General features: G+C 47.4%; 17 protein-coding genes and 2 tRNA genes. All 19 read right to left on the reverse strand.

From position 1 onward, the window contains the following. Window positions 1-63: 63 nt before the first annotated feature. Window positions 64-375, reverse strand: coding sequence for a YunC family protein (locus M0R35_06785; protein MCK9595363.1), 312 nt, complete (start codon window positions 373-375; stop codon window positions 64-66). Between the two features lie 137 nt (window positions 376-512). Continuing rightward, window positions 513-2,204, reverse strand: a complete 1,692-nt coding sequence (locus M0R35_06790; protein ID MCK9595364.1) for a sulfatase-like hydrolase/transferase — start codon at window positions 2,202-2,204, stop codon at window positions 513-515. A gap of 237 nt (window positions 2,205-2,441) precedes the next feature. Further along, the gene (locus tag M0R35_06795) at window positions 2,442-3,203 is read right to left on the reverse strand and encodes a class I SAM-dependent methyltransferase (GenBank protein MCK9595365.1); all 762 of its coding nucleotides are present in this window, start codon (window positions 3,201-3,203) and stop codon (window positions 2,442-2,444) included. Between the two features lie 102 nt (window positions 3,204-3,305). After that, window positions 3,306-3,393 (reverse strand) — tRNA-Ser (locus tag M0R35_06800). Window positions 3,394-3,407: 14 nt separating this feature from the next. After that, window positions 3,408-4,193 carry a hypothetical protein gene (locus tag M0R35_06805; protein MCK9595366.1) on the reverse strand — a complete coding sequence of 262 codons (786 nt, stop codon included), beginning with the start codon at window positions 4,191-4,193 and terminating at the stop codon, window positions 3,408-3,410. A 26-nt stretch (window positions 4,194-4,219) separates the two neighbouring features. Next, window positions 4,220-4,306, reverse strand: a tRNA-Ser gene (locus M0R35_06810). A 53-nt stretch (window positions 4,307-4,359) separates the two neighbouring features. After that, entirely contained in the window at window positions 4,360-4,668 is a 309-nt protein-coding gene (locus tag M0R35_06815; protein MCK9595367.1) for a GIY-YIG nuclease family protein, read from the reverse strand. Between the two features lie 87 nt (window positions 4,669-4,755). Then, window positions 4,756-4,992 (reverse strand): hypothetical protein, encoded by a 237-nt coding sequence (locus tag M0R35_06820; GenBank protein MCK9595368.1) that lies wholly within the window; start codon window positions 4,990-4,992, stop codon window positions 4,756-4,758. A gap of 92 nt (window positions 4,993-5,084) precedes the next feature. Next, window positions 5,085-6,176 (reverse strand): DUF362 domain-containing protein, encoded by a 1,092-nt coding sequence (locus M0R35_06825; GenBank protein MCK9595369.1) that lies wholly within the window; start codon window positions 6,174-6,176, stop codon window positions 5,085-5,087. Between the two features lie 20 nt (window positions 6,177-6,196). Next, on the reverse strand, window positions 6,197-6,361 hold the full coding sequence (locus M0R35_06830) for a hypothetical protein (GenBank protein MCK9595370.1): 165 nt from the start codon (window positions 6,359-6,361) through the stop codon (window positions 6,197-6,199). Between the two features lie 124 nt (window positions 6,362-6,485). Then, a complete protein-coding gene (locus tag M0R35_06835) occupies window positions 6,486-7,112 on the reverse strand; it encodes a class I SAM-dependent methyltransferase (protein ID MCK9595371.1) in 627 nt (208 codons plus the stop codon). A 15-nt stretch (window positions 7,113-7,127) separates the two neighbouring features. After that, entirely contained in the window at window positions 7,128-7,499 is a 372-nt protein-coding gene (locus M0R35_06840) for a NifB/NifX family molybdenum-iron cluster-binding protein (protein MCK9595372.1), read from the reverse strand. Between the two features lies 1 nt (window position 7,500). Further along, window positions 7,501-7,815 (reverse strand): DUF134 domain-containing protein, encoded by a 315-nt coding sequence (locus tag M0R35_06845; GenBank protein MCK9595373.1) that lies wholly within the window; start codon window positions 7,813-7,815, stop codon window positions 7,501-7,503. A gap of 117 nt (window positions 7,816-7,932) precedes the next feature. Beyond that, on the reverse strand, window positions 7,933-8,142 hold the full coding sequence (locus M0R35_06850; protein MCK9595374.1) for an RNA-binding S4 domain-containing protein: 210 nt from the start codon (window positions 8,140-8,142) through the stop codon (window positions 7,933-7,935). A gap of 36 nt (window positions 8,143-8,178) precedes the next feature. After that, a complete protein-coding gene (locus tag M0R35_06855; protein ID MCK9595375.1) occupies window positions 8,179-9,144 on the reverse strand; it encodes a bifunctional methionine sulfoxide reductase B/A protein in 966 nt (321 codons plus the stop codon). A gap of 71 nt (window positions 9,145-9,215) precedes the next feature. Further along, window positions 9,216-10,040, reverse strand: coding sequence for a nitroreductase family protein (locus M0R35_06860; protein ID MCK9595376.1), 825 nt, complete (start codon window positions 10,038-10,040; stop codon window positions 9,216-9,218). Beyond that, window positions 10,027-10,857 (reverse strand): methyltransferase domain-containing protein, encoded by an 831-nt coding sequence (locus M0R35_06865; GenBank protein MCK9595377.1) that lies wholly within the window; start codon window positions 10,855-10,857, stop codon window positions 10,027-10,029. The genes M0R35_06860 and M0R35_06865 overlap by 14 nt, the downstream gene beginning before the upstream one ends. Then, a complete protein-coding gene (locus M0R35_06870; GenBank protein ID MCK9595378.1) occupies window positions 10,851-11,549 on the reverse strand; it encodes an isoprenylcysteine carboxylmethyltransferase family protein in 699 nt (232 codons plus the stop codon). The genes M0R35_06865 and M0R35_06870 overlap by 7 nt, the downstream gene beginning before the upstream one ends. A gap of 102 nt (window positions 11,550-11,651) precedes the next feature. Next, a partial coding sequence (locus tag M0R35_06875; GenBank protein MCK9595379.1) for a DUF481 domain-containing protein occupies window positions 11,652-12,459 on the reverse strand: 808 nt, incomplete at its 5' end.

Below are 12,459 nucleotides of genomic sequence, written 5' to 3' on the forward strand. Positions count from 1 at the left end.
AATCCCCCGGGATAAACGAACTTAACTGATGCGGAATAACAACTTAAAACGCGAACCGGATGCTCAAGCGATAATTTCAAAGGCGTCCTTAACATCCATACCTGCGTCTATGCCCAAAGCCTTTGCTTTTGAATTAACCCTGGTTATTTTTCGGTTGGGGAACCGCTCCAGATTACCGATAGGATTTTCCGGGGTGCTCTCCACTATAGCAGCCGCGCCTCCAAAAGCATCGATCGCTTCCAGGTCAAATACCCCGCAGGTTAAAAACGCCTTTTTGCCGGTAACCAGCAAAATGCTGAACCCCTGCCACTTGACCTGCACGCCTTCAACCGAACCATTCCTGGTATTATATGACTTAGTACAGATATCCATCATCCCTCCATAGGGGACGGTTCCTCTTCCCCTTTCCCGCTGTCGCATATACAGTTACAACAAGGCATTTGTCAAATACCCACTTTAATAAAATCCATTCGCGAATACAACAATTCTTATTAGGAACCATTCCCTTTATCTTACCAGTATCCGCTTTTTCTTATCTTTTCGCGCATCTCTTCGCTTATGCCCGGCAAAAACTCTCTTTTCCCGTTGTTATATTTCCGCAAGCCTTTTATCAGGGAATCCAAACGCCCCCTCAGCATTTCAGCTATTTTAGGGCGGGATCCCCTGAGATTATTTTTTTCCCCTTTATCCTTACGGAGATCAAAAATATATTCAGCGGCTTTTTCACGGCCATCCCGAAGATCATCCCTTTCACGGATATACTTCCATTTCACCGAACGCAAAGAACGAATACCGTCAGTCCCCTGGCTGAATACAACTTCATTAACAGCAACGCCTTTTTTGTTTTCCAACAGCCCTACCAGGCTCATCCCTTGAGCCTGCGCGGGTACCGGAATGGATAACAAACCCAAGATCGTTGGGAGAATATCTATACTCTGGGCCAACAAATCAATACGCATCCCTTTATTCAAACCAGGCAGGTAATATATCAGCGGGACATGGATACTTTCATCATACAAATAACGGCCATGCCCGACATGGCCATGCTCTTTATATTCATTCCCATGATCAGCCGTTATCACGATTATGGTCCTATCATAGACCCCCCGGGCCTTTAACTCCTCGACGATCCCGCCAACCAGTTTTTCATCCGCCTCATATATCGCGCTATCCAGCAACCTTAAAAACTCCCGAAGCTGCTTTTTATTCAGAGAATTTATATAATCGTAAAAGCTGTTTACCCACATCCCGTCGACCCCGCCGGCCAAAGGCACTGGCTTGGGCCTCAACAAAATGTTTTTTTTCTCCACCAACCTTTTCCCAGCCCATCGATATACCTTCTCGGGATATTTTTTCAACATAGTCCGAGCGACATTCTCCCAGCGCTTTTTCCGAGATGCATCCAATTCCGCGGGGATATGCATAAATAAACTCATATTGCATTCTACCCAGATCTTTCCTAATGCCGGATATATCCTTTCGGGGTCCTCATTAAGCATATTTCGCAATTCATCCCACCATCTCTGCCGCAGGTCATCCAGCCCGGATTTAAATTCATCCGACACCAGGCGGGAAAATCGATTATCCGCCCTGCAGAACGGGAAGGTCAGTTCATGAGGGAGATACGAATGCACCGTAAGAAAGAATTTGTCCCGGCTGTTCAGGTTGATCCAATCGCGGATCTGGCCGCAGCCTCCAAAAGGGCTAAGTTCGGATATGGACTTAAATCCATTAAGCAATCCCGGCGCAGAGCCGGAATGCGGGTCATAAACGGACCCAAACCAACCGGTATTATAACCCTGCCCGTTCATTACCTGCGCCAGGGTCAATATATTATCCGGCAGCCTATCCTTCAGCACATCCATAACGTTATGTGCGCAAGGGTATAATGAAGTGAAGATAGAAGTTACGGCAGGCAGGGTATAAGCGGACGCGCTAAAGGCATTAGTAAAAAGCACCGATTTATCCGCCAAAGCGTCGATATTGGGCGAGACCTTTTCAGGATATCCGTAACAGCCAAGGCGATCCGGGCGTAAAGCGTCCAGAATTATCAAAACTAAGTTATACCCCTCATATTTCCCGGAAAACTCCGGGCTGCCGCCGGCCCGAGCGGCATCAGGGGAAAAAAACAGAAAGCAACCGAAGAATATTCCGAGGATAACCGCCTTTATTATAAAACCCCGGAAAATTCTATGCATAGGCATTTCGATGCCCCGTTTTCTTAACAAAACCCTCGCAATCTATCTTAGATCACAGAGGGTTAATTGATCAATTGCTCCATTTACTATTATCCTGCATGCGCGTTAATTACGCGCATTAATGGCCTATAAATTCGGGCAATTATAGGTGGTAGGCGCCCTATACTACCTGAGATACAGCTGCTTATGGAAATATGCCGTAAAAGAAGCACGGGTTGGCAAATATATACGGGACAATAACCCCTATTTTTGACAGACAACAAGCATCTCAAAATCCCCTGTCGTCAGCTTGTCATTTCTTGAGTACGCCCCGAGCTTGGCGCCGAAAATATCGATTTTTTTATACCCCAGCGTCTTTAAAAGCCACGTGAGTTCACTTGGCACATAGTAGCGCTCGTTACAGGTTAATTCCTTTTTAGTTCCCGCATCGTCCTCGAACCCGACGGTGTTGTGGTCCCGGAACGTCATCAGATCGAAAGAACAATTTTTACACGCCGAATTACCTTCTTTGGCCGCGGACTCATAAAATTCTTTGACGGAATGAAAAAGCGGAAAGAACCCGTTCAATGTCGTGAATATAAACTTGCCTTTATCTTTCAACGCCTTTGTCGCGCTCTTTAATATTTCAAAATTCATCTCATCCGTTTCCATTAAAGAAAAACCGCCCTCACAGAGCATGATCGCCAGATCGAACTCGCCTTCAAAGGGAAGGTTTCTGGCGTCATGTTTCTGAAAATCAATGTTAAGATCAAGTTCTTTTGCTTTTTCCTTTGCCCTTATAAGCTGCGACTCGGATAAATCAACACCAGTTACGCTATATCCTCTTTTTGTCAATTCGATCGAATGGCGACCAGTGCCGCAACCAATGTCGATGATCTTTAGCGATTTATCCCGGTTTATTTCCTGCTCGATAAAATCACATTCGCCAACAGTCCCCTGGACAAAACATTCCTTGTCGTATTTATGTGCGTAATTCTCAAATAATAATTCATACCATTGTTTCATCGTTGACACCTTATATTTTGCATCATTATCTTCAGGGCTCGCGTCTGCAATGAGTGCGGGCCGAATTGCCCTGACTTCTTGGCGATGTTGCACCTAAAAAACTGGCGGAGAGGGAGGGATTTGAACCCTCGAACCCTTGCGGATTACGTGTTCTCCAGACACGCGCGCTCGACCACTACGCGACCTCTCCAGATCTATATAAATTTATGCTCTAGTCCCTTTATAAGACTCAAATCTATTTATAAGATTCTGATTATGGCTTCCAATGATATCCATATACTTCTTTATATCTACCCTATTGTACACATGAATTCTTTCCAGTAAATCATTTTTTGATTCTATTCCTATAGTAGAAAACATACGATCCACTGAATTCAGAAGCGGCTTAGAACGGCTGGTAAAACACAAAACCATGTTTCTATATTTAATTCCCTTGGTAGTATGGGTATGAAAATAAACACCACCGTCTGTATCTATCAATCCTCTAAGACAAGCACTGGAATATTCAATCTTATCAAAGATCCACGCAGGTATATCGACTTGTTGAGCTATTTTATTCCCTTTTTTTAGCCCTAAATCTAATAAAAATTTTACCAGCCTTTTGCTTGATATGACAAGTTCTAACGTGTTTTTTAGCCTTACAGCTATTTTACTATCAATGTTAAATAACCGTAAAGTTGCATCTTTGACAAAATTAGCATAAGGGCGATCGGTTTTTGCATTAAAATAAACTCTTACCTGATAATCACTAATCGATCCATCCCCTAAAATAATACCAATAAATTCCGCTAATGACGGGGTCTTATCAGGAATTGCTATATTTTTATCAAGCTTAAAGCCTTTCCTAAGAACCAATTCCGGATTAGACTTAAACCTGTAATATGAAACTAAACCGCCTTTTCTCCTACCTTCTTCGGTGCCAAAATTACCATAAAGGCTTTTTCTCTTTAAAGCCCCTAACCGACCTGCAGCCTGAGGAGTAATTTTCATTAAATTTACTTTATCAAAATTTATTTCGGAGAGTGAAGGATTTGAACCTTCGATCGTCTTACGACGATAACGGTTTTCGAGACCGCCGCATTCGACCACTCTGCCAACTCTCCTCGAGCACAATAAGCTTTTATTTAGACGCGAGACTCCGCGGAATGCGCCAAGATCAAGTCTTTCGATTTTGGCGACGTTTCTGAAGCGGAGTAAATTCATATCCCGCGATCAATTTCAGCTTCTCTTTTTTATTTAATTTCTTTATCCGGGCCTCGCGCTTCCACGCCTCGGCGTGATCCTTAAAACGCTTCTTATATTTCAAAACAACCGGCTGGCGCGAGCGCGTATAACGGCATTTGTTGGTATTACTATGCTCGTGTATCCTTCTCTCGACATCGATCGCGATCCCGGTATATAACGTCTTATCCTTGCACTCCGCTATATAAACAAACCAGGGCTTGGAATAAATGGATTTGGCCATGGGAATTAATTATACCATAAATCCGCTAAAATGGTAGCAGCTCTTAAAGCGCGGGATTTTGGCTTTGCGAAGGCTGATATGATAATTTCAATAATTAAAAAGGTCTCTTAGCTCGTATTGTTTGCCTGCGGCTTTGTTCAACGCGTTCAGGATCTTTCTCTGTATATGCGGATTCAAGCGCCTTCCCTTCACCGCCCGGTTGACCATCTTATGGGTGATCTGCTCCGTGGAGTTGCTTACCAGGTCATTAGGCTTAAATCCATGCTCATCCATGATCTTGGCGATCGGCTGCGGTCCCAGATCATTCTCAATATTACTATCCATAATAAATATTCTCCCTTATCCGCTATTTGCGGCCTAAAACATTTATTTGCAACTCTTTTATCTGCTTAGCTTTAGGTACAACGTCTACGGGGCTACGGGGTTAGAAGGATCAAATCGTAGTCAAGGCTGCCTAAGCCCAATTCCCGGGCATAATTCAACTGGATCATGCCGTCGCGGTTAGGATGGGCTTGCTTGAACACATCTTTGCCGGCAGCCGCGTTCACCAAATCAAAACTGGCCTTGTCAATGCTTACCGGATCAGTGGAAACAAGTATCCCGACATCCGGGGCGATCCGCGGGTCATCCTGTGCCAGGCAGTCGCATTCCTGGGTGATCTTCAGGCAGAAATTAATAAACACCTCTTTATCTTTTTTATTTTCTAAGACTGCTTTGGCATGCTCGATCATCTTCTGCTGGATATCCCTGCCCCCCGCTTCCCAGTTTATTTCAATGGCGTTATACTTGCAAGCGGCGATACAGCTGGCGCAGCCGATACATTTAGCGCTGTTAATGATGGATTTCTTGTTCTTGATAACCACGGCCTGGGCCGGGCAGGCCTTTTCACAGGCCTTGCACCCCACGCAATTACTCGCAATCACGAACGGCGAGACATCTGAATGCTGGGCCAGTTTTCCTTCCCGCGTGGCGCAGCCCATTCCCAGATTCTTCAAAGCCCCGCCGAATCCGGTCATAATATGCCCCTTGAAATGCGCCACTCCAATAATAACATCCGCATCCCAGAATATCCTGGCGATCTTAGCGGTCTTAATGAATTTTTGGTCAATAACCACATCCTGGACCTGCTCTTTCCGGGTATCATCCGGGATGAGCACCTCGGCATTGACTTTATCCGGGATAAAGCCATGGCTGTAAGCCAACTTCAGATGATCCTTAGAATTAGTCCTTTTGCCGCGGTAAAGCGTATTGGTATCCGCCAGGAAAACCAAGGCGTTTCTATCCTTGACCTGATCGCAAATAACCCTCAGATATTCCGGGCGGACATAACCGGTATTGCCCTGTTCCCCGAAATGCAGCTTCACCGCTACTTTATCGCCGGAAGCGATAAGATCCAGAAACCCGCTTTTTTTAAGCAAAACCTCCAGCCTCAAAACAGCCTCTTCCTGCTTCGTGGAATTATCTACCGGGATAAAATAGACCTTGCTTTTTGTCTTGGCTTCAGGCACTGTAAACCTCCGGTCTTATTCTAATTTAAAAGCGCCCTCTCCATATCCACCCTTAACTTATTGATTATTTCCCGGGGGACCCGGAACTGGCAGCGCAGCATCGGGGAAGTAATCGTGAACTCGAACATATTCGGGTCATCAGGCAATTTGCGGAAATTCAGCTCCATCTTAACAATATCAGCCATAGCGCCTCCTTAGCGGTCCTTGACCAAATAATAATCCATGTTACTTATGATTATACCGCCGCAAGCCGCTTACCTCAACAAAAAAGGCGCCGGAGTGATCACGGCGCCTTGACCATCGGGACCATTAACTGTTTTTTTTGCTCCCCACCATAAGGAATACCCGGTATTTTCCCGAAGGCTTCTCCACCTCCGCGGCTGCCCGAAAACGGATATCCGCAAACCCCGCCTGCGCAAAAACACTGTTGAGATTGTCGTGTTCAAACCCCTGATGAAAGACCCCGGCATTATCTTCATGGAACTTGCCGTTGTCCGGGTCAAGGTCAGCTATACAGACATAACCGCCATTGCGCAATACCTGATAAAACCGCCTGGCTAACCCGGCAATATTCTCGATATGATGCAAGGCCATAGCGCTGACAATACAATCATAATCCCCATCCAATTCCCCGCCCCGGGAAACATCCGCGCGCCGGGTAGTCACCCGGCTAATACCGGACCGGGAGATTTTGCCCTTCAGGACATCAAGCATACCTTGCGAATTATCCACACAAACCAAGGATCGCACTGCCGGCCTAAGCGACATCCCCACCAGTCCTGTGCCGCACCCAAAATCCATGATATCCATTTGAGGATTCAAGGGAATCTCGCTTTTAATTGCTTCAATGATATCCTCAGCCAACTTCACCCTGCGCGGCTCTGAATCCCAATCAGCAGCCTCTATATTGAAATCCCTCATTTGTATTTCCGACATACGCAACGCCTGAATTTAATGGCATCCGCCGTGATGATGCATACAGGCATTCTCCGCGGTCAATTCCTCCAACTCATTAGCTTTATATCTTTTTATCAGTTCAGCCACAGTTTCGCCTTCCTGGCGAAAAGCCTTGATCCCCGCTTCATTCAGCTTCTCCACCGCCCTGCGCCCCATACCCATGCAAATTACCGCATTGATCGAAACCGGGCCGATAATGTCGACCGGATGGCACATCCCATGCTGATGATCGGCGTTAGTATTGTTGATAATTTCAATCTGATCTCTTTCTGTGTCATAAACGGTAAAGTAGGGCGCGCTTCCGAAATGACTAAAAACCCTGGCATTCAACCCTTCCATGGTCTCGGTCGGTATACATATCCTCATCTTACTGCTCCTTTTTTAATGAAACAACCCGTTTAAATGTTCCGCCGGATATCTTAAGCGCCTTGGCGTTCAAAAGCACGTCGGCTATCTTCCTGTGCGCTGATTTTATGATATTCCCGAATGTCTGGCGGGAAATATCCATCCTGCGGGCTGCGGCTTCCTGATACAGGCCCTGGAAATCCGCGAGTCTGACCGCTTCCAGCTCATCCAAAGTAAGATGCACCTCTTCAAGCATATACACGGGTATTCCGCGCGGCTTGAAATAGCCCGTATCAATGCTACAGCGGATTTTTCTGCATCTGCAAGGCCTGGGCATAGCTTTAATTAGTTATTAGCATATGCTAATAATATACATTGCGCCGTCTCTTTTGTCAACAAAAAAGGCGCCGCGGCATTCTGGCGCCTTTTTGCAACAAATACCGCCTTTCCCTTATTATTTGGCGGTAATACTGACCTGCTGACCCTGAAATTCCACCAGGTCGCCCGCTCGCAGCTTGCGCCGGATCCTGTTTTCGACCTGGCCATTTACCCTGATCGCGCCGGACAATATATATTCCCTGGCCTCAGCCCCGCCAGCGACAAGCTGCGTCAATTTAAGCATATTATCCAACTCCACAAACTCGTATTTCAGTTTGAATTCCATATATCCTCACAATAAACCCGAAAACAACCCCGGGTTTTAACGCTTCGGTATGCGGCAATCCGGCTTTATCCCGCGTTTCTTGTAATACTCCTGATGATAGTCTTCCGCCGGATAGAACTCCCCTGCCTGAACTATCTCAGTAACAATTCTATTCTTTAACCTCCAGGACTGCCCCAGCTTTTCCCGGGATGCCGCGGCGAGTTTTTCCTGTTCAGCCGTATGAAAGAATATAGCCGAACGGTATTGCGGGCCTATATCCGGCCCCTGTTGGTCAGGCGTAGTCGGGTCATGTATATTCCAGAACAGATCAAGCAGTTCGGAATAGGAAATTTTCGCGGGATCATAAACAACTTCAACCGCCTCGGCATGCCCTGTTTTGTTGGAACAAACATCTTCATAGGTAGGATTTCTGAAATCCCCGCCGGTATAGCCAACCCTGGTAAAGATGACCCCTTTGCCGATAAGCCCTTGAAAAGCCGCCTCTACGCCCCAAAAACACCCCGCAGCGAAAGTAGCTTTCTCTGTTTTCGCGGTCTTTTGCTGTACCGCGAGTTTCAAAGCCACCGTATTAACGCAGTAGCGTTTTCCGCTGGGCGCCGCTCCGTCATTAAAAATATGGCCTAAATGCGCGCCGCAGATGGCGCAGAGTATTTCAGTCCGGCGGATGCTTAAACTATCATCCGATTCAAGCCGGATATTCAACTCCGACACCGGCTCCCAAAAGCTGGGCCAACCCGTGCCGGACTCGAATTTTGACTCATATTTAAACAAATCTGTCCCGCAACCAACGCACTGATAAATCCCCTTTTCTCCTTTAGGAGGAATAGGGCATTGCTTACTGAACGGCGCTTCTGTGCCTTTAAGCCTGGTCACCTGATACTGCTGGGGAGTAAGGATATTCTTCCATTCCTCATTAGTCTTATAAACCTTATCAACCTCCGTAATTTCTCCGGTTGAGGCGTCAAAGATCTTTATTTTTTCGGCCTTAGGCGGCTCGTTCATACTTCCTCCCACCAAAAATGGAAGCAGCCATAATATAACCAACAGTTTTTGATAACGCATAGATCCTATTTCTACTTCCAGACGATCTTGGCTGGATTGCGGCCGGGGATCCGGCTATAACGGTATTTGGGATATCCCAGCAGCATCACCGCGCCGGCTAAGGCCCGCGAAGACAAACCCGCGGCTTTCCTTACCTGCGGATCCGTATTTATCGCCATATTAACATATCCTGCCCAACACGCGCCAAAACCCATGCCGAATGCCGCCAGCTCAAAATACGTTCCCGCGATCAGGCATGACTGCAGGGCCATAGGATCATCCTTAACCCCATAGGCGATGACCATACCCGGAGCTCCCCGGCAGATCCGGTCTTGCCCGTTTTTCCAGGACTCGATCAAGCGGTCAAAACGCAGGGATTGGGCTATTTCCGACTTGACGGTTACCAACCCTTCCATCCATTTACATACCAGCCCCCCTAAATCATGGACTTTATCTTTACCCATGACCACCAGCCAATTAACCGGCTGGCGATTTATCCCCGAAGGCGCGTATCTGGCAATATCCAAAAGCCCCTCTATCGCCGCCCTATCCACAGGCTCATCCTTATAGGCCCTGACCGAGCGCCTGGCCTTTAGAAACAACGCCGCCTGCTCAGGGGCAGGCAATTTAGCTGGCTCAACCCTCGGCGCATCCTTGACATCCATGGTCGACAGCTTTATCGCGCCATGAGGGCAGCAGGCAAAACAATGCCCGCAATTGATACAAAGCTCACCGCCGCCTGGAATAAACTCCGGGACGCGGTCATTCTTATTCATTTTCAAGATGAGCATCGGGCATACCTCAACGCACCGTCCATCCCCTTTGCATGCCTTTTTATCAACCTCAATAGTGATCATTAATCTCTTCCGCGTAAAATTCCAACCGTTTCATTTTAACCCTTATCCCGCCTTTCTTACCCGCCGGATGCTCCTTTAAATACTGCGCGATAGTTTCAGCCAGGAATTCCTCACGCAAGCGTTCAGGCGCCCGGTGAGAATAAGGCATCCAGATAGTCCGCAGCGAATCCCTGAAATCCGCGGCGTTGGTATATTCCATATATCTGACAAATGTACGCATGGCCCTTATTTTAAAGCCATGGCGCTTCAGCAGCGCTGTAAAAGCCGCGGGGTCGGAGAAATGATACGGAGACGTGAAACCCTTAAAATACCCGCGCCACTTTTTCCGGCGCCTGAGTTTATCCCCCGCCTTGATCACCCCGGCGATATTTCCCTTGGCGCCCATCTGAACAACGAGCCCTCCGCCGGGTTTCAACGCCTGGCCCGCGCTATTTAAAAGCGAATCATGATCCGCTATCCAATGAAAACAGGCATTTGAGAAAATAACATCAAACTTGTTCTTGAACCCCAGCCTGCAGGCGTCTTTTTTCTGAAAAAATAAATTATTGTGCCTGCCCTTGAATGTGTCCCGGGCATGCCGGATCATTTCCCGGGAGCTGTCTATTCCCAAGACCTTACCGCGGGGGACTAACTCGCTTATACGGCAGCTGATCTTGCCGTCCCCGCACCCGATATCCAGGACTGTTTCATCGCCTCGAAAACGGATCTGGCTTAGCAACCCCTCAGCCCAGCGTTTCTGGTTATGTGAATTTTTACTGTACTCTTTAGCGTCCCATTTATACACTTTTAAGCCCCAAGGCAGCCGCGTTCTTACCATAATCCGGGGAAGAGCCGGTATCGCGTCTTATTCGCGTATTCGGCATATCCCGGCAACCCTTTGCGCAGCATCCCGTCTTCAAGCACTGTGCGGGTTATGATCATACCAACAACTATGCCTGAACCGATAAGCCCGCATACCGACCCCAAAATAAGCGGCATAGCGGCCGTAAACAAGATCGTGCCAATATAACCCGGATGCCGGACAAATTTGTACGGTCCGCCAACAACAACCTTATGCCCTCTATCCAACTGGATACGAACGACGCTGGAGAAAAACTCATTAGAGCGGATCGCCCAAAACACAATACAGATCCCCAGTAAGCATACAGCGTAACTGAGCGCATAAAGTAACGCGGGTAAATCCCCTGTCCAGTGAAAACGCCCGGCATCCATGGCCGAAACCAGAACAATTACCATTGTAAGCGGCAAAGATACCGTCAGGAATATCTTATCCCACCATTTCGCCCCCGGCCCCGGGTTCCGGCGCTCTATCGCCAGCCCGTCCTTATCAGCAAAGGCGGCCAACGCTAAAAATCCGGCCAATGTCATTATCCCGGCATAAACCCATCCCTGCCAATAATCAATCCGTCCTGCCCCGGCGAACGCTATAACAACAGCCAAAAACAACAACGCGATCTGTCCTGCTAACGCTCTTAAAGTATTTTTTTTGCCGTTATTTTTGGTCTGCATAGGCAAAACGACAGTTAGCGCGAAAGGCCAAGCGCGATCAAACGCCGGGCCGCAAGCGCCGCACGGCCGCTACCGCCAAACTGCGGCCGACTCGGGTCTTCCTTAAAACTTATATTTTATGCCGGCGATCACCTGCGTATCTGTTTTCTTTTTTCCCGCCGGCTTAGAATTATAATCCAGAATATACTTAATTTCGAGGTCCAGGTTATCGCGCAGCGGATTGGTGAACACAGTCTCCGATTTCAGAAGCGTCCCGTTATCGCTTTTTAGCGCGGGATACACAGTCAGATCTTCCGACAAAAACGACTTTTCGAATATTTTCTTTTTCATAAATGTATGCGCCACTGCTGTCAGCGTCTCATCATCCTCCGCCGTATTTACCCGGTGCCTGGTAATGCGATAACCCGGGCCGGCGTCCGCGTCCCAGATCAAGTCTTCTCCGGTCAGGATATGGCAACCGAACCCCAAGCTTGGCGTTATCCGGTAATCGATATCCGAGAAATAATCATGATCCGCGAATACCTGATAGAAATTGTACCAACGATATCCCTCGCCGAGATCAAGCGAGTATTTGCTCAAGATATCCCATTTCTGGCCGTCCATCTTATTATTCGACTCGGAATAAAACATATTCCCTTTGATCGAATACTGCGAATGTTCGAATTTCTTTAAAGCCTGGGCGGACGCGCTCCCTGTTGATTTCTCGGTATTACCGTTGGACTTGTTATACCCGACAAAAACATCCCCGGTCCAGCCATCAAAAAAACTGCCGGCAAAAGCCGCAGGAACAAAGCACAGAGCGGCTAAAACAACCGCTAACAATAAACCCGCATTCCTTATATTCATGATCCTCCCATTCAAGTAAATCCCCGCATTGTTCACAAATTTGCCGTATTCCAAAGCAGCCGCT

It is taken from the genome of Candidatus Omnitrophota bacterium (genome assembly GCA_023227985.1).
GTDB lineage: Bacteria > Omnitrophota > Gorgyraeia > Gygaellales > Profunditerraquicolaceae > JALOCB01.

Bases quoted from the DNA above. Each gene is read 5' to 3' on its own strand.
- M0R35_06785 (MCK9595363.1), bottom strand. From the start codon at position 375: ATGATGGATATCTGTACTAAGTCATATAATACCAGGAATGGTTCGGTT.
- M0R35_06790 (MCK9595364.1), bottom strand. From the start codon at position 2,204: ATGCCTATGCATAGAATTTTCCGGGGTTTTATAATAAAGGCGGTTATC.
- M0R35_06795 (MCK9595365.1), bottom strand. From the start codon at position 3,203: ATGAAACAATGGTATGAATTATTATTTGAGAATTACGCACATAAATAC.
- M0R35_06805 (MCK9595366.1), bottom strand. From the start codon at position 4,193: ATGAAAATTACTCCTCAGGCTGCAGGTCGGTTAGGGGCTTTAAAGAGA.
- M0R35_06815 (MCK9595367.1), bottom strand. From the start codon at position 4,668: ATGGCCAAATCCATTTATTCCAAGCCCTGGTTTGTTTATATAGCGGAG.
- M0R35_06820 (MCK9595368.1), bottom strand. From the start codon at position 4,992: ATGGATAGTAATATTGAGAATGATCTGGGACCGCAGCCGATCGCCAAG.
- M0R35_06830 (MCK9595370.1), bottom strand. From the start codon at position 6,361: ATGGCTGATATTGTTAAGATGGAGCTGAATTTCCGCAAATTGCCTGAT.
- M0R35_06835 (MCK9595371.1), bottom strand. From the start codon at position 7,112: ATGTCGGAAATACAAATGAGGGATTTCAATATAGAGGCTGCTGATTGG.
- M0R35_06840 (MCK9595372.1), bottom strand. From the start codon at position 7,499: ATGAGGATATGTATACCGACCGAGACCATGGAAGGGTTGAATGCCAGG.
- M0R35_06845 (MCK9595373.1), bottom strand. From the start codon at position 7,815: ATGCCCAGGCCTTGCAGATGCAGAAAAATCCGCTGTAGCATTGATACG.
- M0R35_06850 (MCK9595374.1), bottom strand. From the start codon at position 8,142: ATGGAATTCAAACTGAAATACGAGTTTGTGGAGTTGGATAATATGCTT.
- M0R35_06855 (MCK9595375.1), bottom strand. From the start codon at position 9,144: ATGAACGAGCCGCCTAAGGCCGAAAAAATAAAGATCTTTGACGCCTCA.
- M0R35_06860 (MCK9595376.1), bottom strand. From the start codon at position 10,040: ATGATCACTATTGAGGTTGATAAAAAGGCATGCAAAGGGGATGGACGG.
- M0R35_06865 (MCK9595377.1), bottom strand. From the start codon at position 10,857: ATGGTAAGAACGCGGCTGCCTTGGGGCTTAAAAGTGTATAAATGGGAC.
- M0R35_06870 (MCK9595378.1), bottom strand. From the start codon at position 11,549: ATGCAGACCAAAAATAACGGCAAAAAAAATACTTTAAGAGCGTTAGCA.